Raw genomic sequence first — 21321 nt, 5'->3', positions numbered from 1 at the left:
GACACGTATAATATGGCCAGAACTATCAGGGCGAACATATCATGTTGACCAAATCCCTCATTCCCGCGCTCGCTAGCCTTGCATTGCTTGGCGCCTGCGCGACCGCCACACCTTATCAGGCCGCTTCACCGAGTGATCGCGGCTATTCCAGCCAGAAGATCGAAAGCAATCGCTGGATCGTCAGCTTTTCGGGCAACAGCCTGACAGATCGCCAGACGGTCGAGACCTATCTACTCTACCGCGCTGCCGAACTGACCGTTCAGAGCGGGCACGACTATTTCAATATGGTTCGCCGCGCCACGGACGCTGACTCCAGCCTTGTGCCAGTCGGCGGCTCCTACGCGCCATACTATAGCTACTTCGACCCGCATTACCGCTTCTATGGCCCTCGTGGCCGGATCGTGCATCCTTATTACCGGGATCCCTGGGGCTATTATGATCCCTTCTGGGGCGGCCCGAACGAGTACCGGGAAGTTACCCGGTTTGAGGCTTCCGCCGAGATCATGATGGGCAGTGGCCCGAAACCAGACGACCCGGCCTACTTCAATGCCAGTGAAGTCCTGGCGAATCTTGGCCCGAGCATCGTGCGGCCAACCAACTGATCGGTTCCGGCCTACAGCAATAAAATGGTAGTCTGCCGCGCTCCTGCGCAACAGCGATTTCCTGACACATCGCCCGACCGTCTGATCTGAGCTGACAAACAAAAAAGCCCGCCCCGGTCTGTCCAGGGCGGGCCTTCTTTCTTGCCGTGGCTCTCGCTTAACGCGGGGCCATACGGATCGCGCCGTCAAGGCGAACATCTTCGCCGTTGAAATAGCCATTGGTGATCATCTGCTCGGCGAGCGAAGCATATTCGGCCGGGTCACCCAGGCGAGCCGGGTTCGGGACCGATGCAGCCAGCGCCTGTTTGACGTTATCTGGCGCGCCTTGCAGCAGCGGCGTGTTGAAGATGCCCGGCAGGATCGTGTTCACGCGGATCTGCTCGCGGGAAAGGTCGCGTGCGATCGGCAGGGTCATGCCGACAACGCCGCCCTTCGATGCGGAGTAGGCGGCTTGGCCCATCTGGCCATCTTCAGCAGCGACAGACGCCGTGTTCACGATCGCGCCGCGCTCGCCGTCAATCGGGTCGAGCGTCATCATGCCAGCGGCAGACTTCGCGATACATGTGAACGTGCCGACGAGGTTGATCTGGACGATCAAATTGAACTTGTCGATCGGGAAGTGTTTGATCTCGCCAGTGTTCTTGTCGCGCGAGGCGGTCTTGATGGCATTGCCGGTGCCTGCGCAATTCACGAGGATGCGCTCCTGGCCGATTGCAGCGCGGGCTTTTTCAAAGCCGGCATCGACGGAAGCCTCATCGGTGACGTTCACCTTGCAGAAAACGCCGCCAAGCTCATCGGCAATGGCTTCGCCTTTTTCTTCGTTGAGGTCAAAGATCGCGACTTTGACTCCCTGGCTGGCAAGACGGCGAGCGGTCGCTGCGCCGAGGCCGGAAGCACCACCGGTGACGACGGCGCTGATGTCGGAATTGAGTTTCATAATGCGGGGCCTCTCTTGAAGGTTCGACTGATGAGAGCGATCTATAGGGTGAGGAGCCGTCCGCCAATGCGTAACCCAACGGAAATCATTATAGAAAACGGTGAGTCCCAGCCGCGCCGCCTGCCCATTGATGTGGAAGCAGACCGCCGGCGGACAAAGCGCAAATTCATGACAAAGCTCTTGAAGGTCGCCGGGCGTCTTCCGTTCGCCGATGACCTTGCGGCGTCCTATTACGCCGCCATGGACCCGAAGACACCAAAAAAAGCCAAGGCGGTACTCTTCGCGGCGCTAGGCTATTTCGTCGTGCCAACTGACGCGCTGCCAGACGTGATCGCTGGCCTCGGCTTTACAGACGACGCCACGGTTCTTGCGACAGCACTTGGAATTGTCGGCTCGCAGATCAAGGAAAAACACCGGCGCGCCGCGCGTCGCCTGCTTGGCCTGCCAGAGCCTGCGAGTCCAAAAGAAGACTAAAGCGGCCTAACCGATGTCCGGGCCGAAGCTGTTGCTGGCCGGCTGGATCTCGACAGCGCCGCTCGGCTGCACCTCATAGATCGCCATTTTACGCTGCGTCGTGCCATCCGGCGCAAACCGGAAGAGCCCGTTCAAGCCATAGAACCCATCCTGCTGCGTCATCTCATCAGCCTCGAGCTCTCCATCCTTGGAGAGCTGCATCACGAGCGCAGCAGCATCGTAAGCCTGCGCCGCAAGTGAACTCGGTGCACGGCCATAGATCCTGTTATACCGGGCTTCAAATGCCTTCAGATCAGCCTCTGGCGGCGCAACGAACCAGCTGCCCGCCAGCGATGGCTCACGCCAGATGCCAGGATCATTCCAGTTGCTGAGCCCCATCAGTTTCACGCGGCGGCTCACGCCATAATAAGCCAGCAGTGGCGCGACGCGGCGGAGCTGCGTTCCGCGTTCAGGGATCAGGACAGCGACACGGCCAGAGGCTTGCGCCTGATTGATGGACCTGGCGAGATACTTCGCTTCGCTCGTCGGGGAGCCCTCACCTGCCGGGTAGAATCCGGTCGAGATCACGACACCGCCAGCTTGCTGCGCTTCAAACTGAAGCGCTGTCTGGATACGCGTCCCAAGATCGCTCTGAGGGCCAAAGAACGCGAACTGACGGATGCCGTTCGCAACCGCATAGTCCACCAGCGCCTTGACTTCCTCTTCCGGCGTAATCGAAGCCAGCCAGGTCGAACCGCCCGCGACCGTATTGTCGTTGGAAAAGCCGATGATCGGCGTCCCTGCGAGCGCGCGATCTGTATTCAGGGCTGCAATATTGGCTCCAAAAAGCGGCCCGAGGAAAAATTCTGCGCCTTCGCGCTGCGCCTGTTCAGCCGCTTCAATGGCAACGCTCTGCGAGCCAGCAGTGTCTTTCGGCAAGAGCACGAACTCTTCATTGCCATGATCGAACAGCGCCATCTCGATACCGGCCAGCATGCCTTCGGCTTCGGCGCGCACACCGGCGTTCGGATGCGAGAATGGCAGCAGCACAGCGGCGCGCATGATATCCCGCCCCTTCAGGTATTCCGGCGTAAACCGGCCAGGCTGAGGCAGCGGCATGCCATTCACATCCGCCAGGATGCCGGCACCGTGAATATCATTTGGTAACTCATCGTCCGTCTGAGCTTGGCGAGGATCAGGATCAACCCGCGGCTTGCCGCTGGAAATCGGGGCTGGCGGCTGGCTCGGGCCAGTGGCACACCCGGCGAGCGCGAGAAAAGCTGCGAGAACAAGGCTTGGCGCGAGGCCTGCAAAGCGCGATGGTGCCCAAGATGTCATCCAAAGATCCTTCCGTTCCGGCCGCGAGTCGCCCCGATGGCGAGCCTAGTGCTGAGACCGCCCCCGCGCAACACGGCAAAACCCGTCTTGAGCCCGGCCTTCATGTCGTCTCGACCCCCATCGGCAACCTGCGCGATATCACCCTGCGGGCTCTCGATACGCTGGCGGCTGCCGATGAAGTCTTGGCGGAAGACACACGCGTCGCCCGCAAACTGCTAGATGCTCACGGCATTCGCGCAAAACTGAGTGCCTACCATGACCATAATGGGGCAGAGCGACGCCCGGACATCCTGTCCCGTCTCGAGGATGGCGCCACGATTGCGCTCATCTCGGACGCCGGCACCCCGCTCGTCTCGGATCCGGGCTGGAAGCTCGTCCATGAAGCGGTCGAACGCGGTATCAAGATCATCCCGGTGCCCGGCGCATCAGCCCTTCTGGCAGGCCTCGTCGCATCCGGCCTCCCAAGCGACCGGTTCATGTTCTGTGGCTTCCTGCCCCCGAAGTCCGGCCAGAGAAAGCGCGAAGCCGAATCCCTGAAGGCGGTACCGGCAACGCTCGTCTTCTATGAAGGCGGCTCGCGGCTTGCCGCCTGCCTGTCGGACCTTGCCGAAACGCTGGGCGCTGACCGCCGCGCCGCCGTCGCCCGCGAACTCACAAAATTCTTCGAGGAAACACGCCACGGCACGCTTGGGGACCTCGCTGCCCATTATGGCGAGAACGGCCCCCCAAAAGGCGAGATCGTCATCCTTGTCGGCCCGCCCATCGATGCCGCCCCGGACGAGGCTGACATCGATGCAGCGCTGATCAAGGCGATGGCGGAATCGCCGATGAAACGCGCCGCCAACGATGTCGCCGAAGCGTTCGGCATATCCAAACGCGACGCCTATCAGAGGGCACTCGCCCTGAAGGACAATGGCTGAGGGCGTCCGGCAGCGGGCCGAGCGGCGCGGGCGGCGCGCTGAAACGCTGGCCGCACTCTGGTTGCGGCTGAAAGGGTATCGCATCCTCGCGCGCCGCGTGCGCTTGCCCGTTGGCGAAATCGACCTCATTGCCCGGCGCGCCAATACGGTCGCCTTCATCGAGGTGAAGGCGCGGCAGACGCGCACGGTCGCCGAGACAGCCGTTCCCGAAGCAAACTGGCGGCGGATCAATCGCGCCGCGCAAAGCTGGATGGCACAACAAGCGAAAGCCGAACATCTCGACTGGCGCTTCGACCTCGTGATGATTTTGCCACACCGATTGCCAATACATTTGCGCAATCAGTGGCGCCCAGATTTTGCCCCATCCGGCGCCTAGGTCATACTTAGCTTTTAGATGAAAGAGATTTGGCCCATGATCAGATCATCCCTTATGGCTCTCGCCCTGACGGCACCTGTCCTCATGTCCGGCTGTGCAGCCGCTGTCCTTGGAACCGCTGGCGCGGTCGGCGTCGCCTCGGTGCAGGAACGTTCACTCGGTGAAGCCGTCGATGACGCGACGGTGTCCAACCAGATCAAGGCCATGTTGCTCAATGAAGACGGTTTTGGCGAGGTCGATGTTGAAGTCGCTCAAGGCCTCGTCCTGCTGTCTGGCCGTGTCGCAACACCGGAACACCGCGTACGCGCGGAAGACATTGCATGGACAGCAACCCGCACCCGCGATGTCGCCAATGAGATTGTGATTGAACGGCCCGGCGGCTTTTTCGCCAACGCTTCTGACGAGTTGATCACGGCGCGCGTGCGCGCCTCGCTGATCGCCGCCAAGAATGTGAAAAGCGTCAACTACAATATCGAGACGTATGATGGCGTCGTCTACCTGATGGGGATCGCCCAATCCAACGAAGAACTGAAAGAAGCCGCAGAGCGCGCCAGCGTCGTCGGCGGCGTGCAGCGTGTCGTGTCCTACGTCAAAGTGCGTCAGATTCCAGCCCAGTTCGAAGCGTCAGGCGGCAGCGATAGTGAATTGCTGGGTGGCTCAGGCAGCTAACGCGCCGTCAGGCTGCGGCCATCCGCGCCCGTCAGGGTCAGCAATCCATTCTCGTCGAGATCGACATCCGGATTGTCGCCCATGACCGCAACAAAAGCCTGCTCCTGTTCCATGATCTCCTGCGGGAAGCAGGCGCGGCGCGTCATGGCCAGCGGGCCAAATGTCAGCGTCCCCGCATTCAGCTTGAAGCTCCCCGTATACGAGTTGCACGAGGACGAGCCGCTAACCCGGCCGTCTTCTTCAAAGGTCATCGTGATCTGCGAACTCTGAAAAAGCGGGTCGCCATTCAGGGTGGCTGCCATCCACTCATGCGCCGTTAGCTGGTCCATTGAAACAACGGCGGACGTTGTCGGCACGAGATTGATGTTACCTAGCTCATAAAGACCCTCGGTACGGTCGAAAATGTTCGCCGTGTCGCTCGTCCACATCAGGTCGCCTGCGGCATCATGGATCTCGGCCCGCAAGGACAGTCTGTCACGCTCCAGCTCGATGTCCGCCGGCACAATCACCTGAAACGGAATAGGCACCTGGCGCCCGTTCAGCTCGAAGCTCTCACTTGCGATTTCTTCCCTGACCATATCAGCAGGCCCCTCCTCATAAACGAGGATGCTGGCAATCGCATCTGCCGGCAGAGCAATCCGCTGGCGATAGGCAAGCGTGCCCGTAATGGTCATCGGTTCGGTCTCTGCAGGGTCTGACATCTCTGCACTCATTTCAGCGTCGGAACCGGCTGTCCCGTTCGGCACGTCTTTCGCCGTATCCGTTTCGCAAGCCACAAGCATCGCCATGGCGACAGGAAGGACGAAGAGCGTGCGCATGGTCGGCACCTTTCACGATTTTGCGAGCAAGTGATCCACGATCTGATACACATCGTAATGCCTTGTACAAGGACGGGTCCATCCAAAACATTAGATCATTGTTTTTATAAGTTTTTTAATGATCCACGCATGAGCGGTCGCCGTATTGAGGATATCCACAACTCAAAAGGAGACCCCTCATGAAATCCCTCTTCACCGCCGTTGCGACGACTGCCCTCTTTGTTGGTGGCGCGGGCCTCGCCCACGCCGAACACCACATGGAAAAGTCGGAAAAGATGGACATCGTTGACACCGCTGCGTCCAACGACGCCTTCTCGACTCTCGTCACAGCTGTCACTGAAGCAGACCTCGTCGAGGCTTTGAAAGGCGACGGCCCATTCACCGTCTTTGCTCCGACCAACGAGGCCTTCGCGGCCCTGCCAGAAGGCACACTCGATACGCTGCTCATGGAAGAAAACCAGGATCAGCTACAGGGCATCCTCAAGCTCCACGTCGTCTCGGGCAAGATCATGGCCGGAGACATCGCTGAAGGCTCCACCGAGGTGGAAACCCTGGCCGGTGATACGATCACCGTCACCAAGGACAGCCACGGCGCTGTCACTGTCGGCGACGCAGATGTCGTTACCGCTGATGTGAAAGCCTCCAATGGCGTCATCCACGTCATCGACAGCGTTATCCTGCCAGAATAATCGACCACGCCCCTCACGGGATCGCCCCTCTGGCCTCGCGCCGGAGGGGCTTTTCCTTATCAGATGGCGCATTGATCGGCACGGGCACTTATCAAGGCGCTCAATCGCCCTCATATAGCAGCCACACTTGCTGAGGGAGCCTTTATGAGCCTGCGTATCGCGATCCAGATGGACCCGCTGTCCACGGTCAATATAGATGCCGATACCACGTTTGCGCTGGCAGAAGTAGCGCAGGCACGCGGTCACAAACTCTGGATCTACGAACCGCGCCACCTTTCCTTCGATACCGGCCGCGTCACCGCCCGGGCCAAGCCCGTCACCTTCCAGCGCGTCGCCGATGAGCCTGGTCTTGTGGGCGAGGAAACCCTGCTTGATCTTGCCGATGATATCGACGTCGTGCTGATGCGCCAGGATCCGCCTTTCGACATGGCGTATATTACGGCGTGCCACATCCTTGAGCTTCTCAAGGGCGAGACGCTGGTTCTCAATGATCCGGAATTCGTTCGCTCGGGTCCGGAGAAACTCTTCCCGCTCCTATTCCCGGAAATCATTCCCGATACGCTGATCTCGCGCGATCTGAAATCCATTCTCGACTTCCGCAAACGCCACAAGGACATCATCATCAAGCCGCTCTACGGCAATGGCGGCGCCGGCGTCTTTCGCATGAAGGAAGACGACAGCAATTTCAGCTCGCTGATGGAAATGTTTCTCGAGCGCACACGCGAGCCGATGATTGCCCAGGCCTTCCTTCCTGCCGTCAGCAATGGCGACAAGCGAGTCATCCTTGTTGATGGCAAGGCCGTCGGCGCGATCAATCGCCGGCCGCAAAAGGGCGAAACCCGGTCAAACATGCATGTCGGCGGCACGGCAGAGCCGGTCGAGCTGACCGAGACCGACCTCAAAATCTGCGAGGCCATCGGCCCGGAACTGAAAAGCCGCGGACAGATTTTTGTCGGCATTGATGTGATCGGCGACAAGCTGACCGAAGTGAATGTCACTTCCCCGACCGGCATTCAGGAACTGAAGCGCTTTACAGGCATCGATGCAGCGGCCATCTTCTGGGACTGTGTGCAGGAGATGGTTGCCAAGAGCTGATCTGCACCCCAAACTGAGGGTATGAATATGAAAGCTGCCGTCTTCGCATCTGTTGTCGCCCTGTCCTTTACCGGCGTCGCCTGCTCGGAAAAGGCACCTGCCGAGTCCGGCACGGCTGCCAACGTTTCGGCTGAAACCGCCAGCGCACCAGCCGCCTCTGAGTTCAATCTCCGTTATCCGGGGTCTGAATCGACGACAGCATCTGATTCCAGCGGCGGGTTTAACCTGCGCATTCCAGACGCAGGCGCGCCGCAGGAAGGCATTCGCCTGCCTGATGGGGCGATCAATGAGAACCGCCTGGCCGACATTCCGGAAATCGAAACGCCGGCGACAGAAGTGCCTCCAGCAGAAACCGACCCCGACGACGAGATTATCCGTCTCGACTAGTCTGGCTCGCGCCAAAGTTTAAATTTGTTCTTTATTTGTTCCGAGTGTCATGCTAGGCAGTGGCCAGCATTGGGGCGCACGGATATGGTTTGTCGGATCACGACATTTGCATTTGAGGGCATCGAGGCAAAGCCTGTCGACGTTCAGGTGCAGATTACCTCGGGCAATCCATTTTTCACCATCGTTGGCCTGCCCGACAAGGCCGTTGGCGAAAGCCGTGAGCGTGTACGCGCCGCCTTTTCGGCAATAGGCCTCGCCCTCCCTCCCAAGCGGATCACCGTCAATCTCGCGCCGGCCGACCTGCCCAAGGAAGGCAGTCATTATGACCTTGCGATTGCATTAGGTGTTCTGGCAGCGATGGGCGTGATCGCGCCTGACGCTCTGGATGGTCACGCGGCCATTGGCGAGCTTTCGCTGGACGGCGCGCTGGGCCAAACGCTCGGTGTCCTGCCGGCAGCCATGGCTGCGATCGCCATGGATCTGCGATTGATCTGCCCTGAAGCATGCGGGCCTGAAGCCGCCTGGGCAGGCGAGGGGGCGCTGGCAGCGCCAAACCTCATATCCATGATCAATCACTTTGCCGGCCGCGCCAGCCTCGTGCCGCCTGTCGCGGGCGAACTTGCACCGCCAATGGCAATTCCCGACCTTTCCGATGTCAAGGGTCAGGAAGGCGCAAAGCGCATTCTCGAAATCGCTGCAGCGGGCGGACATAACCTCCTGTTCTGCGGCCCGCCGGGTTCGGGCAAATCCATGCTTGCCCAACGGCTTCCCGGTCTGTTGCCGCCGCTCTCTGCGACCGAACTGCTGGAAGTCTCGCAGATTCAGTCGGTCGCCGGCCTGCTGGAGCGCGGCCAGCTTTCGCGCCAGCGCCCGTTTCGCGCGCCGCATCACTCAGCATCGATGGCAGCCCTCGTCGGCGGCGGCATCAAGGCGCGTCCGGGTGAAGTTTCACTGGCCCATCACGGCGTGTTGTTCCTTGACGAGCTGCCCGAGTTTCCAGCCCAGGTGCTCGACAGCCTTCGCCAGCCTCTCGAGGATGGCTCGGTCGTCATTTCACGCGCCAACCGACACGTGCGGTACCCGGCACGCTTTCAGTTGATCGCCGCGATGAATCCCTGCCGTTGCGGCGGGGGCCCGGGCGACGGGGCCTGCAAGCGTGGGCCCGCCTGCGCGCGGACCTACCAGTCGCGCATTTCGGGCCCTTTCTTTGATCGCATCGATCTCTTCTTCGACACACCGCCCGTCACAGCCATGGACCTGGCCTTGCCCGCCCCGTCGGAAGGCACCAAAGAAGCGGCTGCTCGCGTTCAGACCGCTCGTGACATCCAGACAGAGCGCTATTCCAGCCCCGCCGAAGGCCGGCGCGCTGTGAACGCCGATGCGCCAGCTCGCGACATCGCCGCCATTGCCGCTCCTGATGACGCCGCGAGCAGCCTGCTCTCAGATGCTGCGGCAAAACTCGCTCTGTCGGCGCGCGCCTATCACCGCGTGCTGAAAGTCGCGCGGACCATTGCAGACCTTGATGGTGCAGGCGGTGTAAAGCGGGTTCACCTGGCCGAAGCCCTGTCCTATCGCCGCAGGCTTCCGGGCGATCAACCCGCCTCCAGCCAATCCTCGCTGGCCCGCTGAACCTGTAACATCCGCCTGCGATATTAAGCGATTCATCAGGCTTTTCGGTTAGGTCTGGCCGGGTCATGACAGATCCATCCGGTAAACTCTCCCCAGAGCAGGCCTTCCTGGCCACAACGAGCCATGAAATCCGCACGCCGCTCAACGGCATTCTCGGCACCGTCTCGCTGCTGCTCGAAACAGAGCTGGATCCCGCCCAGAAGGAATATGCCGAAGCGATCCGCCTGTCGGGCTCGCGCCTTCTGGACCTGCTGAATAACATCCTCGATTTTGCCCGCCTCGACAGCGCGCCCACCGAACTCGAGCAGGAAACAATAAACGTCACCGATCTCGCCCGGGAAGTGACAGAGCTGCTTTCCCCCCGGGCTCACAGCATCGGCCTGGATGTCGCTGTGCGAACACATGCCGGCATTCCGACAGACGTGGTCACGGACGGCGGAAAACTGCGCCAGATCCTGTTCAATCTTGTCGGCAACGCGCTCAAATTCACCGAAACCGGCGGCGTTCTGGTCGACATCGATGCGGATGAGACCAGCCTCCTCTTCAACATCATCGATACTGGCCCCGGCATCGCGCGCGCCGACCAGACAGCGCTGTTCGAGGCCTTCCGGCAGACTTCGGCGGGCGACGCGCAGAAGGATGGCGGCGTCGGTCTCGGCCTTGCGATCGTCAAGAAGCTCGCAGAGCTTATGGGCGGCAGCGTTACGCTCGAAAGCCAGCCGGGCCTCGGCACGAAATTTACCGTCCGCATCCCCGTCACCGCTGCAGAACAGACCCGTCCGGCCGGCCCCCGCCTCGAGGCACGCGTAGCCCTTGCCGGATTTTCGCCGAGCACCTGCCTGTCTGCCGCCGGCGCCCTGGCAAATGCGGGCGCAACGCCGCTCATCACAGACAATGCTCAGCACGCCCGCCAGGCCCGGCCGGATCTCATTCTGGCGGATGCGAAGCTGCCGGAACGGTCGCTGCGCGCGCTCACCCGGATTGCACCGACACTGGTCGTGATGCGTCCGGAGGACCGGGGCCTGCTCGGCCGCTTTCACGACATGGGCGCCAGCGGTTGGCTCGTGCGGCCCTTGCGAGACCGGTCCCTCATCGAACGGGCCCATCTCGCCCTGAAAGGCACAGCTTCACCGGACGAAAAAGAAAGCCCCTCCGCGAGCGGACGTGTCCTGATCGCCGACGATAACCCGGTCAACACTCTGATTGCGCAACGTGCCTTGGAATCGGCAGGATTCTCGGTCAGTGTGGTGTCGACCGGTCGCGACGCGGTCGATATCGTGCAGCGTCTCAAGCCGGCTCTCATTCTCATGGATCTGCGTATGCCGATCATGGATGGGTATGAAGCGATGAAGAGCTTGAGGAGCGCCGGACACAAAATGCCGATCATAGCCATCTCAGCCGAGATCAATCCCGACATTGAACGTCGCGCGCGCGCCGCCGGGGCGACCGGCGTCGCCGCCAAGCCGCTCGATGCCGAAGCCCTTCGCCGCCTCGCAACGGACTGGACCACTCGCTCGTCTTCTGGCCGCAAATTGGGCGCAGCATGAGCACGCAGTCCTCCGAGGCAGCCAAGCCCCGCAAGGAAACGCTCAAAGCGTCTTTTAAATCCTATCTGAAACCGACCATGGCCTTCATGCTGGTGCTGGGCTTTGCCTCTGGCCTGCCGCTGATGATGGTCTTCTCGAAGCTGTCCTTCTGGTTGCGGGAGTCCGGCATCGACCGCGCCTCGATCGGCGGTCTTTACGCTGTTTCATTTGCCTATTCCCTGAAATTCCTGTGGGCGCCCGTCGTCGACCGGATCCAGATCCCAGTCCTCAAACAGCTCTTGGGCCAGCGGCGCAGCTGGATGGTGCTCGCCATATGCGGCACGGCGCTCGGCCTCTTCCTGATCAGCTCGACAGACCCGGCCGTCGCGCTCGGGCCTGTTGTGATCGGCGCGCTTGTCCTCGCCTTCTCAGGGGCCACGCTCGACATTGCGGTTGACGCCTGGCGCATTGAATCGGCGCCCAATGACGAGCAGGCCAACATGGCCGCCGTCTACAATCTCGGCTACCGCTTTGCCATCATGTTTGCGGGCTTCGGCATGGTGATTGCCGGGTCGACGAGCTGGCATTTTGCTTATGCCCTGATGGCTGTCGTCATGCTGACGATCGGCGCCATCATCATCTTCTTCGTCTCAGAGCCGGAGCATGTCGATCGCATCAAGGATGAGACCAAATCCTTTGCCATGAAAGTGAAGGACGCCGTCGTCGAGCCCTTCTGGCAACTTGTCCGCAAATTCGGCATTTGGATCATACCGGTCGCCGGGATCGTCACACTCTACCGGATCAGTGACTTCACCATGGGCGTCATGGCCAGCCCCTTCTATGTAGACCTCGGTTATTCGCGCGAAACCGTTGGCTGGATCCAGGGCATCCTCGGCCCTTGGCCGATCATTGTCGGCGGCTTTGTCGGCGGTTTCGTAGCCGTCCGCTACAGCCTCATGCCCGCGCTCATTGCCGGCGGCGTCATTACCCTGCTCACCAATGGCGCCTTCGCCGCCCTGGCGATCATGGCAGGGCCGGATCTCGACGTGGTCGCCAATGCCGTGTCTGCGGGGGTCGCGCCGCCCGAAGGCGCGGTTGTTCACACACCGGACGTCTGGGCGCTGATGGGTGTCATCGTGGCTGACAATCTGGCCGCCGGCTATGTCGGCTCGGTCTTCATCGCCTACATGTCCTCGCTGGCAGACCGGAAATTCGCCGCGACGCAATACGCTCTGCTCAGCTCGGCCTATTCCTTCTTCTGCAAGCTCGCCGCAACGACGACCTCCGGCCCATTGTCGGAATCCATAGGCTGGGCCGGCTTCTTCACGGTTACCGCGCTTTACACGCTGCCGCCCATCGCGCTCATCCTGTTCGTGATGAAATACGGCCCGGACCGCGCCAAAGGCATCCGCATCGAAGGGGATGAGGTCGACAGCGACGCGGTGCCCGCCCCTGAAGGGCCGACACCCGCCAAGGCCTGACGCGCGCTGCGCCTAGCCCTTATTGTGAACCAGCTTGTCGATGTCGAAGGCGGCAAAGGTCGCGAGATTCACGATATCGTTCACCGTCGCACCGAGAGACGCGATCTGAACCGGCTTTTCAAAGCCCAGCAGGATCGGACCAATCACCGTTGCACGGCTCATCGAGGTGAGCAGCTTGGTCGCAATCGCCGCCGAGTGGATCGCCGGCATGACCAGCACATTGGCCGCATCGGTCAGGCGCGAGAACGGGTAGAGCAGCTTGTGCCCCGGGTTCATCGCGACATCCACAGCGACATCGCCCTCATACTCGAAATCGATATCATCGCGCGCATCCAGCATGGCGACCGCTTCACGGACTTTCTCGGCCCGCTCGCCCATCGGGTTGCCGAAGGTCGAGTAGGACACGAAAGCGACGCGCGGCGTAAACCCTAGGCTTCTGACCGAATCTGCGGCTTCACAGGCGATGCCGACAAGATCTTTTGCCACGGGCAGTTCAGTGATCGACGTATCGGCAATGAAGATCGTCTTGCCCTGGTTGATCACCATGGACATGCCGATGACCTGCTTGCCCGGAATGGGGTCCAGCACGGTCTGAACGTCTTTCAGCGCAACGTCATAATTGCGCGTAACCCCGGTAATCATGCCGTCTGCATCGCCGAATTTCAGCATGCAGGAGCCAAATACGTTCCGGTCCTGGTTGACCATGCGCTGCGCGTCGCGGCGCAGGAATCCCTGCCGCTTCAGCCGGTCGTAGAGATAGTCGGTATATTCCGGGTTCCGGTCGGACAGGCGCGCATTGATGATATCGAGTGAGCCTTCCGGCACACCCATTTGCTGCATGCTGCGCGTAACCTGGTCTTCGCGGCCGATCAGGATCGGAATGCCGAGACCCTGGTTCTTGAACGAGAAGGCAGCGCGCACGACGCTCGGCTCCTCCCCCTCTGCAAAGACAATGCGCGGCTGTTTCTCGCGCACGTAGCCCTGCACGCCCTGAATGAACGACGCCGTCGGGTCGAGCCGGCGCGCCAGCTGGCGGCGATACTCGTCCATATCCTTGATCGGTGTGCGGGCAACGCCAGTATCCATCGCCGCTTGCGCCACGAAGGGCGGCACAAAGCTGATCAGGCGCGGATCGAACGGCGTCGGGATGATATATTCCCGGCCAAATTGCGGGCGCGAGCCGTGATAGGCCGCTGCCACTTCGTCCGGCACGTCTTCACGGGCCAGCTGGGCAAGCGCTCGAGCTGCCGCGACTTTCATCTCTTCATTGATCCCACGGGCGCGCACATCGAGGGCACCGCGGAAAATGTAGGGAAAGCCAAGGACGTTATTGACCTGGTTCGGATAATCGGAACGACCCGTCGCAATGATCGCATCGTCACGCACCTGCTTGATCTCTTCAGGCAGGATTTCCGGGTCCGGGTTCGCCATGGCAAAGATGATCGGATTGGGGGCCATGCTGGCCACCATTTCCTTGGTGACGGCGCCCTTCACCGACAGGCCGAGGAGGACGTCAGCGCCCTCGACGGCTTCTGACAGCGTGCGCTTGTCGGTCTTCACCGCATAGGCAGACTTGAACTGGTCCATCTTCTCGGTGCGGCCTTCATAGACGACGCCGGTGGAGTCGCACATCAGGATGTTCTCGGCCTTCACACCGAGATGACGGATCAGGCCCGCACACGACAGACCAGCGGCGCCAGCGCCAGACACGGCAACCTTGACGTCTTTCAGTTCGCGGCCGGTAATGGCACAGGCGTTGATGATGCCGGCGGCGGCGATGATGGCCGTGCCGTGTTGGTCATCATGGAACACAGGAACTTCCAGCTCTTCGCGCAGGCGGCTCTCGATGATGAAGCATTCCGGCGAGCCGATGTCTTCGAGGTTGATCCCTCCCCAGGTCTCGCCGATGTTGCGAACCGTCGTGATGAATTCCTCAGTGTCGGTCGTCTCGACTTCAACGTCGATGGAGTCGACATCCGCAAAGCGCTTGAACAGGACCGCCTTGCCTTCCATCACCGGCTTCGATGCCATCGCGCCGAGATTACCAAGGCCAAGGATCGCCGTGCCGTTCGAGATGACGGCGACCATGTTGCCTTTCGACGTGTACTCGAACGCAAGGTCCTTGTCCGCTGCAATAGCGTTTACAGGGACTGCGACGCCCGGGCTGTAGGCGAGCGACAGGTCACGCTGCGTCGCCATCGGCTTGGTCGGCGCGATGGAGAGTTTGCCGGGACGTGGCTGGCTGTGGAAGTCGAGCGCTTCCTTGTCGGTGAATGTCGGGCGCTTTGACGTCATGTCTTCTGACCTTTTATGCCTTGTATTGGTTTGCCAGTCTCTACGCCGCTCCGAAGGGGGCGACAACCCGCTGAAGCGCGCTTATTTGAAATGCAGACGCCGCGCCCGAATCCGTTACACTCCCGCAATGCCCGATAGTCACATGAGTGCAAAGCCTGCCAAAGCGCCGACTCCTTTCATGGCGCAGTATCTTGATATCAAGGCGAGACACGCGGATGCCTTGCTGTTTTTCCGCATGGGCGACTTCTACGAATTGTTTTTCGAAGATGCCGTTCGCGCCTCGGAGATCCTCGACATCACGCTCACTTCGCGCGGCGAACATGAAGGCAGGCCGATTCCGATGGCCGGCGTGCCATACCATGCCTCCGAGGCCTATCTCGCCCGACTGATCAAATCCGGCGAACGCGTTGCGGTCTGCGAACAGACAGAAACGCCCGCCGAAGCCAAGAAGCGCGGATCGAAATCCATCGTGAACCGTGATGTCGTGCGCATTGTTACGCCCGGCACGATCACCGAAGACACAATCCTCCCTGCCCGTCAGGCCCAGGCGCTCGTCGCCATTGCGTTTGCATCTGGTGGGGCAGACGCAGCCATTGCCGCTTGCGATGTCTCGACCGGCGCTTTTGACATCCGGTCGATTGCGCCCGAGGCCATCGGCGACAGTCTGTCGGCGCTGCCCATGCGGGAACTTCTAGTCACAGAGGAAGACGAAGCCCGCCCGCTCGTCCGGCAAGCCCTGTCAGCGTTCCGCACGCCGGTCACCCGGCGCCCGAAACGCGCCGCCTCGCCCAAATCGGGTGAAGCCGCCCTGAAGGCGACCTACAAGGTCGCCGCCCTCGACGCCTTCGGCGCGTTCACGCGCGCCGAGCTGTCTGCCGCCGGTCTCCTGCTCGACTATCTCAGCCTCACCCAGGCAGGCGCCGATATCCGTCTCGACCCGCCCCAACGCGGAGAGACCGGCAATCGGCTGGCCATTGACCCGGCCACCCGCGCAAGCCTGGAGATTGACAGCGCGATAAATGGCGGACGATCCGGCACGCTGCTCGCCACAGTCGACCGCACGCTCACCGCGCCGGGCGCACGCCTGCTGGCCGCCCGTCTCGCGCAACCCTCGTGTGACATTGAGGAAATAGCCGCGCGCCACGATGGTGTCAGCTTCTTTGCGAACGAAACCGACCTTTGCAGCGATGTTCGCGCTCAGCTCAAATCCGTCCCCGATATCGAACGCGCGCGAACGCGTATCCGTCTGGACCGGGGCGGCCCGCGCGATCTCAAAGCCATCGGCGACGCGATCAGAGCGGGCGGTGACGTTTCAACCTGTCTCGCCAGCCTTGAGACCGGATTGCCGAAGCTGGTCGCCGATGCCGCCAACGCGCTCGCGCTCGAACAACAGGCCGACCTTGCGACGCTTGCCTCCGATCTCGCCGCCGCGCTTCGCGAAGACCTGCCAACCCTCGCCCGCGATGGCGGCTTCATCGCAGACGGGTGGGACGAGGCACTGGACGAGGCCCAGTCCCTTCGCCGCGACTCGCGGAAGGTCATCGCGGCCCTGCAGTCGCGCTACGCAGAAGAGACCGGCATCAGCGCCCTCAAGATCAAATTCAACAATGTACTCGGCTATTTCATCGATGTGCCGGCCCGCCATGGCGAAGCCCTGCTGAAACCGCCGCACGCCGAGACCTTCATCCATCGCCAGACGCTTGCCTCTAACATTCGGTTTTCCACCGCCGAACTGTCGGATCTCGCTGGCCGGATTTCCCGCGCCGAGGAAGCGGCCAAGACACGCGAACTCGAACTCTACCGGGAGCTCTGCACCCGCGTCGAGGCGTATTCAAGGGCCATATCGGCCGTTTCGAACGCCCTCGCCGCGATAGACCTTGCTTCGGCAGCGGCATCGTGGGCGAACGAAGTCGGCGCGGTTCGCCCTGCCCTGGTGGCGGACCCTGTCTTCAAGGCCGATGGTCTGCGCCATCCCGTCGTTGAAGCCGCGCTCAAGGCGGAAGGCGAAGGCTTTACAGCCAACGCCCTGGAGCTCGATGCCTCAGGCAATACCGCCCCACGGCTTGCCCTCGTCACCGGCCCGAACATGGCGGGTAAGTCGACCTATCTGCGCCAGGCATGTCTTGCCATCATCATGGCTCAAGCAGGCTTGTTCGTCCCCGCCAGATCCTTGACGCTCGGCGTCGCGGACCGGGTGTTCTCTCGCGTTGGCGCATCCGATGACCTTTCGCGCGGACGGTCCACCTTCATGGTCGAGATGGTCGAAACCGCCGCCATTCTCAGCCAGGCAAGCGACAAGAGCTTTGTCATTCTCGACGAAGTCGGCCGGGGTACATCGACCTATGACGGCCTCGCCATCGCCTGGGCCGCCGTCGAACACCTGCACAATGTCAACGGCTGCCGGGCCCTCTTCGCGACCCATTATCATGAGCTGACAAATCTGGCTGACGATTTGAACCACGCAGCCAATCTCAGCCTTCGCGCCAAGGAATGGAAGGATGAGCTTGTCTTCCTGCATGACGTGCAATCAGGCCCGGCCGACAAATCGTACGGGGTGCAGGTCGCGCGCCTTGCCGGGCTGCCTGCTCGGGCCGTGCGACGCGCAGAACAGGTTCTCAAAAAGCTCGAAGCCAAACCCGACGCGGTCGATGCCCTGCCCCTGTTCGCAGCGGTCGCTGAGGACGCCGAACCCTTCGATGCCGCCCCGGAATCAGAGGCCCTCAAACTGCTTGAAAGCATAGAACCGGATAATCTGACGCCGAAGGAAGCGCTCGATCTCATCTACCGGCTGAAGAACAATAGCTAGCGCCTGCGCCGGCTTCATCTGGAGACAACCCACCAGCGAATTTGTTCGCGCCGCGAGACCACTCAGCGGGCGAATCTCGCGCCGAGCGCGAAAAAGATGCAATTTTTGATTATTTTTGCGCCTGCGAAGGGATTCGCGCTTGTCATTAACAAAAATTTAAGGATGAATGAGCTTGTCGACGCCAGCCCAATTCACAGCCACATCATGGTAATGGGGGACAACGTGGCAGTGACGATGCAAATTCATTCGCAGCAACGAATCTGCATGCAAGAGTTACCTCTTGGTCCAGGGACGGGACCTGGGCGGCGTCGACAATTTCAAACAGCTGACCAGTAACGGCCAAACTGAAACTTGTGGGCAGGTTTACATACTTGAGAAAACTCGCCTGTTAAGCGAATTACTATATAAATCAGCCCGCGTCTATTGAAGAACGATTCCAGCTGTGCGTCTATGCCTAAGATCGTTCAAATTTGCCCAAAGATTTTGCAAAAATGCACAACTGGAATTGGGATGACCTGCGCTATGTCGCAGCGCTCGCCGACACTGGAACTATTGCAGAAGCCGCCCGACGGCTGAACGTCAACCGGACCACGGTTCAGCGGCGAATTTCAGCGTTCGAAGAGCAACTGCAATACAGGCTGTTTTCCCGCGACGGTTGGGGACTAACCCCGCTCCCGGAGGCGACGCCCTTCCTGGAGGCCGCTCGCCAGATCGACGAATCCCTTTCGGCGATCGAGCGAAAAATGAGCGGAGCCTCTGGCGACGTGTCCGGCGATCTCACATTCACCACCACGAATTCGATGTATATCGCGCAGATCGCTGAACTCGTCAGCCGGTTTCAGAGCGCTCATCCGGGCATCCTGCTCCACATCAACCTCACCAGCAGCACCCTCAATGTCAGCCAGCGCGAAGCCGAAGTGGCCATCCGCCCATCCATGGCGCCGCCTGAACATCTGGCGGGCCGGCGGATCTGCGACGTGACTTTCGGGCTGTATGCTTCATGGGAATATGCCGCTCGCTTCAGGTCCCACTCGCCGGCAGAGCATGACTGGATTGGCTATACCGACAGTTTTGAAGGCACGCCGGCGAATGAATGGATTTCGAACAACGTCCCCCGCAACCGGGTCCGAATGCGGGCAGACAATTACGTCGCCATTGCTGAGGCGGCGCGCTGGGGATCAGGGATTGCCGTCCTCCCCCGAGCCTTCGGCGATCAGCACGATGGCTTGAAACGCATCGAAGGGATGCTGGATGAGCGCATCTCGACCGGGCTATGGATGTTGACGCACCCTGACTTGCGCCAGTCGCCTCGCGTTCGGGCTTTTATGGATTTCATGAGCCATGGGCTATCAGACGTTCGCAAGGTCTTCGACTGTTAGCCATTATGGCGTTTCACTTTTCTGATCGCACAAATCAGTTGCAATGACGCTGCCTGTGCGCGCAAGACTGTAGATAGTATAGCTCCTCGAGACCCAAGCCTGCATGATTGACTTCACCCTGTCCGAACCGATCCAGATCGCGATTGTGCTCGGTCTTCTGGCATTGGTCTTTGCGGGCTTTGTTCGCGAAAAACTGCCGTCGGACGTCACGGCGCTTCTGGCCATGGCGGCCTTGCTTGTCACAGGCATTCTCACGGTCGATGAGACGCTGGGCGTCTTCTCCAACGCCGCCCCCATCACCATCGGCGCCATGTTCATCCTGTCGGCTGCGCTTGAGCGCACGGGCGTTATCGGCGCAATCGGTAATCTGGTGATCCGTCTGGCGACACGATGGACGCCGACGCTCGCCGTCGTGGCGCTGATGGCAATCGTCATCACGCTTTCGGCTTTCATGAACAACACGCCGATCGTCGTGATCCTTATTCCAGTCGCAATCCGGCTGGCGCAGACGGTTGGCACGTCGCCGTCGAAACTGCTGATCCCCCTATCCTTCGCATCCATCTTCGGCGGCATGACAACGCTGATCGGGACATCGACAAACCTGCTAGTGGACGGCGTAGCCCGGGATGCGGGTCTGGCCGCTTTCGGCATATTCGAAATCACAGCGGCCGGTCTGTTCATGGCGCTTGGTGGGACGATCTACATGGTCATTATGGGCCGTCAGCTCTTGCCGGACCGTGACAGCCTCGCGGCATTGCTACCCACGACGAAAAACCGGCGATTCGTTGCGCAAGTTCTCGTCCCGGTCGACTCCCCGCTTGTTGGCAGCACCGTCAAGGAAACGGGCTTCTCCGCCGAGAAAGGATTCACCGTTATTGACGTCATGCGCGAGAACCGTTCGCGAAGAGACGAATTGTCGACGCTGACCCTGCAAGGCGGCGACCGCCTGGTCATCCGCTCCCCTGTGTCAGAAATGCTGACCCTTCGCGAGGCCGGGAATGTCGCTATTGGCGCAGGCGCGGGCGGGCAGCACGCATTCGAGCCGGTCCAGACGACCGAGACCCATGTCATGGAAGGCGTCGTCGGCCCTGAATCCCGGCTTGTGGGCCGTCCCATCGTCGGCGCAGGCCTGGTCCGCCTGTATGGTGTCTACGCGCTGGCCATCCATCGGCGCGGTGAGAATATTGGCCTTGGCGGACGCGATATTCGCTTCGATGTGGGCGACACCGTCCTGCTGGAAGGCCCGGCGGCCGGCCTGAAACAGATGTTCGAGGATGGCATGCTCTCCAACCTCACAGAGACCACAGAACGCCCGGTTCGCCGCGACAAGGCGCCCATCGCCATTGGCGCCGTTCTCTTCGTGATGGTGTTTGCTGCCCTTGGCGTGATGCCAATCGCTGGCCTTGCCCTCATCGCCGCGGCCGGTGTCATCGCGCTGGGCTGCCTTGATCATCAGGAAGCCTATAAATCCATTCAGTGGGATATCCTGATGCTGATCTTCGGCATGCTCGCCTTTGGCATTGCGCTGGACAAGTCGGGCGCGGCCGCCCTGATCGTCGGCGGCATTGCCGGCCCACTAGGCGCGTTCGGCCCTCTGGCCGCCCTGGCGGCGATCTATCTCATCACCTCGGTGCTGACAGAGTTTGTCTCCAATAATGCGACCGCCATCCTCATGACGCCAATCGCCATCGGCCTTGCAACCAGCCTCGGCGCAGACCCGCGCGGCTTTGTCGTCGCTGTGATGTTCGCAGCGAGCGCCAGTTTCGCAACGCCCATCGGCTATCAGACCAATACGCTGGTCTACTCCGCGGGCGGATACAAATTCACCGATTTCGCCAAGGTCGGCATTCCCCTGAACCTGACCTTGTTCGTCGTCGCCATGTTCGTGATCCCGGTTTTCTGGCCGCTGGCCTGATACGAG

Annotated in this window: 18 protein-coding genes; 14 read left to right on the top strand and 4 right to left on the bottom strand. The window is 60.9% G+C overall.

Annotated features, from left to right (window positions below):
* Positions 1-41: 41 nt before the first annotated feature.
* Positions 42-602: a hypothetical protein gene (locus WNY37_RS04270; protein ID WP_342972221.1), complete on the top strand. Its 561-nt coding sequence runs from the start codon at positions 42-44 to the stop codon at positions 600-602.
* 157 nt (positions 603-759) lie between these two features.
* On the opposite strand, the gene WNY37_RS04265 is transcribed toward WNY37_RS04270, so the two are convergent.
* Positions 760-1539 (bottom strand): SDR family NAD(P)-dependent oxidoreductase, encoded by a 780-nt coding sequence (locus WNY37_RS04265; RefSeq protein WP_342972220.1) that lies wholly within the window; start codon positions 1537-1539, stop codon positions 760-762.
* 66 nt (positions 1540-1605) lie between these two features.
* Here WNY37_RS04265 and WNY37_RS04260 point away from each other — a divergent pair, with 66 nt between their 5' ends.
* Entirely contained in the window at positions 1606-2013 is a 408-nt protein-coding gene (locus WNY37_RS04260; RefSeq protein WP_342972219.1) for a YkvA family protein, read from the top strand.
* A gap of 6 nt (positions 2014-2019) precedes the next feature.
* On the opposite strand, the gene WNY37_RS04255 is transcribed toward WNY37_RS04260, so the two are convergent.
* Positions 2020-3330, bottom strand: a complete 1311-nt coding sequence (locus WNY37_RS04255; protein WP_342972218.1) for a penicillin-binding protein activator — start codon at positions 3328-3330, stop codon at positions 2020-2022.
* Here WNY37_RS04255 and rsmI point away from each other — a divergent pair.
* Genes rsmI through WNY37_RS04240 form a run of 3 tightly spaced genes read left to right on the top strand, consistent with a single transcriptional unit; the run spans position 3324 to position 5295 of the window.
* Positions 3324-4250 (top strand): 16S rRNA (cytidine(1402)-2'-O)-methyltransferase, encoded by a 927-nt coding sequence (gene rsmI, locus WNY37_RS04250; protein WP_342972217.1) that lies wholly within the window; start codon positions 3324-3326, stop codon positions 4248-4250. The genes WNY37_RS04255 and rsmI overlap by 7 nt on opposite strands.
* Positions 4243-4626: a YraN family protein gene (locus tag WNY37_RS04245; protein WP_342972216.1), complete on the top strand. Its 384-nt coding sequence runs from the start codon at positions 4243-4245 to the stop codon at positions 4624-4626. The genes rsmI and WNY37_RS04245 overlap by 8 nt, the downstream gene beginning before the upstream one ends.
* A gap of 36 nt (positions 4627-4662) precedes the next feature.
* Positions 4663-5295 carry a BON domain-containing protein gene (locus WNY37_RS04240; RefSeq protein ID WP_342972215.1) on the top strand — a complete coding sequence of 211 codons (633 nt, stop codon included), beginning with the start codon at positions 4663-4665 and terminating at the stop codon, positions 5293-5295.
* On the opposite strand, the gene WNY37_RS04235 is transcribed toward WNY37_RS04240, so the two are convergent.
* The gene (locus WNY37_RS04235; protein WP_342972214.1) at positions 5292-6113 is read right to left on the bottom strand and encodes an META domain-containing protein; all 822 of its coding nucleotides are present in this window, start codon (positions 6111-6113) and stop codon (positions 5292-5294) included. The two genes, WNY37_RS04240 and WNY37_RS04235, sit on opposite strands and share 4 nt — an antisense overlap.
* 179 nt (positions 6114-6292) lie before the next feature.
* Between WNY37_RS04235 and WNY37_RS04230 the strand changes: the two genes are divergently transcribed.
* From WNY37_RS04230 to WNY37_RS04205, 6 genes are all read left to right on the top strand, one after another.
* The gene (locus WNY37_RS04230) at positions 6293-6802 is read left to right on the top strand and encodes a fasciclin domain-containing protein (RefSeq protein ID WP_342972213.1); all 510 of its coding nucleotides are present in this window, start codon (positions 6293-6295) and stop codon (positions 6800-6802) included.
* A 144-nt stretch (positions 6803-6946) separates the two neighbouring features.
* The gene (gene gshB, locus WNY37_RS04225; RefSeq protein WP_342972212.1) at positions 6947-7897 is read left to right on the top strand and encodes a glutathione synthase; all 951 of its coding nucleotides are present in this window, start codon (positions 6947-6949) and stop codon (positions 7895-7897) included.
* A 27-nt stretch (positions 7898-7924) separates the two neighbouring features.
* Positions 7925-8284 carry a hypothetical protein gene (locus WNY37_RS04220; protein ID WP_342972211.1) on the top strand — a complete coding sequence of 120 codons (360 nt, stop codon included), beginning with the start codon at positions 7925-7927 and terminating at the stop codon, positions 8282-8284.
* 84 nt (positions 8285-8368) lie between these two features.
* A complete protein-coding gene (locus WNY37_RS04215) occupies positions 8369-9913 on the top strand; it encodes a YifB family Mg chelatase-like AAA ATPase (protein WP_342972210.1) in 1545 nt (514 codons plus the stop codon).
* A 65-nt stretch (positions 9914-9978) separates the two neighbouring features.
* A complete protein-coding gene (locus WNY37_RS04210) occupies positions 9979-11460 on the top strand; it encodes an ATP-binding protein (RefSeq protein ID WP_342972209.1) in 1482 nt (493 codons plus the stop codon).
* Positions 11457-12920, top strand: a complete 1464-nt coding sequence (locus WNY37_RS04205; protein ID WP_342972208.1) for an MFS transporter — start codon at positions 11457-11459, stop codon at positions 12918-12920. Before WNY37_RS04210 ends, WNY37_RS04205 begins: the two co-directional genes overlap by 4 nt.
* A 12-nt stretch (positions 12921-12932) precedes the next feature.
* Here the strand turns inward: WNY37_RS04205 and WNY37_RS04200 are convergent, their stop codons facing one another.
* Positions 12933-15215 (bottom strand): NADP-dependent malic enzyme, encoded by a 2283-nt coding sequence (locus WNY37_RS04200; protein WP_342972207.1) that lies wholly within the window; start codon positions 15213-15215, stop codon positions 12933-12935.
* 142 nt (positions 15216-15357) lie between these two features.
* On the opposite strand from WNY37_RS04200, the gene mutS reads away from it, so the two are divergent.
* The 3 genes from mutS (at position 15358) to WNY37_RS04185 (ending at position 21315) form a co-directional block, all read left to right on the top strand.
* Entirely contained in the window at positions 15358-18021 is a 2664-nt protein-coding gene (mutS, locus tag WNY37_RS04195) for a DNA mismatch repair protein MutS (RefSeq protein ID WP_342972206.1), read from the top strand.
* A 491-nt stretch (positions 18022-18512) separates the two neighbouring features.
* On the top strand, positions 18513-19400 hold the full coding sequence (locus WNY37_RS04190) for a LysR family transcriptional regulator (RefSeq protein WP_342972205.1): 888 nt from the start codon (positions 18513-18515) through the stop codon (positions 19398-19400).
* A 103-nt stretch (positions 19401-19503) separates the two neighbouring features.
* The gene (locus tag WNY37_RS04185) at positions 19504-21315 is read left to right on the top strand and encodes an SLC13 family permease (protein WP_342972204.1); all 1812 of its coding nucleotides are present in this window, start codon (positions 19504-19506) and stop codon (positions 21313-21315) included.
* Positions 21316-21321 lie beyond the last annotated feature (6 nt).

The sequence above is a fragment of the Henriciella sp. AS95 genome, from assembly GCF_038900055.1.
Classification (GTDB): domain Bacteria; phylum Pseudomonadota; class Alphaproteobacteria; order Caulobacterales; family Hyphomonadaceae; genus Henriciella.
This window is presented reverse-complemented; position numbering and strand designations above follow the sequence as displayed.

Coding starts and splice junctions, on each gene's coding strand:
- WNY37_RS04215 (WP_342972210.1), top strand. CDS start 8,369: ATGGTTTGTCGGATCACGACATTTGCATTTGAGGGCATCGAGGCAAAG.
- WNY37_RS04255 (WP_342972218.1), bottom strand. CDS start 3,330: ATGACATCTTGGGCACCATCGCGCTTTGCAGGCCTCGCGCCAAGCCTT.
- WNY37_RS04200 (WP_342972207.1), bottom strand. CDS start 15,215: ATGACGTCAAAGCGCCCGACATTCACCGACAAGGAAGCGCTCGACTTC.
- WNY37_RS04265 (WP_342972220.1), bottom strand. CDS start 1,539: ATGAAACTCAATTCCGACATCAGCGCCGTCGTCACCGGTGGTGCTTCC.
- WNY37_RS04260 (WP_342972219.1), top strand. CDS start 1,606: ATGCGTAACCCAACGGAAATCATTATAGAAAACGGTGAGTCCCAGCCG.
- WNY37_RS04185 (WP_342972204.1), top strand. CDS start 19,504: ATGATTGACTTCACCCTGTCCGAACCGATCCAGATCGCGATTGTGCTC.
- WNY37_RS04245 (WP_342972216.1), top strand. CDS start 4,243: ATGGCTGAGGGCGTCCGGCAGCGGGCCGAGCGGCGCGGGCGGCGCGCT.
- WNY37_RS04235 (WP_342972214.1), bottom strand. CDS start 6,113: ATGCGCACGCTCTTCGTCCTTCCTGTCGCCATGGCGATGCTTGTGGCT.
- WNY37_RS04210 (WP_342972209.1), top strand. CDS start 9,979: ATGACAGATCCATCCGGTAAACTCTCCCCAGAGCAGGCCTTCCTGGCC.
- mutS (WP_342972206.1), top strand. CDS start 15,358: ATGAGTGCAAAGCCTGCCAAAGCGCCGACTCCTTTCATGGCGCAGTAT.
- WNY37_RS04240 (WP_342972215.1), top strand. CDS start 4,663: ATGATCAGATCATCCCTTATGGCTCTCGCCCTGACGGCACCTGTCCTC.
- gshB (WP_342972212.1), top strand. CDS start 6,947: ATGAGCCTGCGTATCGCGATCCAGATGGACCCGCTGTCCACGGTCAAT.
- WNY37_RS04220 (WP_342972211.1), top strand. CDS start 7,925: ATGAAAGCTGCCGTCTTCGCATCTGTTGTCGCCCTGTCCTTTACCGGC.
- WNY37_RS04205 (WP_342972208.1), top strand. CDS start 11,457: ATGAGCACGCAGTCCTCCGAGGCAGCCAAGCCCCGCAAGGAAACGCTC.
- WNY37_RS04190 (WP_342972205.1), top strand. CDS start 18,513: ATGCACAACTGGAATTGGGATGACCTGCGCTATGTCGCAGCGCTCGCC.
- WNY37_RS04270 (WP_342972221.1), top strand. CDS start 42: ATGTTGACCAAATCCCTCATTCCCGCGCTCGCTAGCCTTGCATTGCTT.
- WNY37_RS04230 (WP_342972213.1), top strand. CDS start 6,293: ATGAAATCCCTCTTCACCGCCGTTGCGACGACTGCCCTCTTTGTTGGT.
- rsmI (WP_342972217.1), top strand. CDS start 3,324: ATGTCATCCAAAGATCCTTCCGTTCCGGCCGCGAGTCGCCCCGATGGC.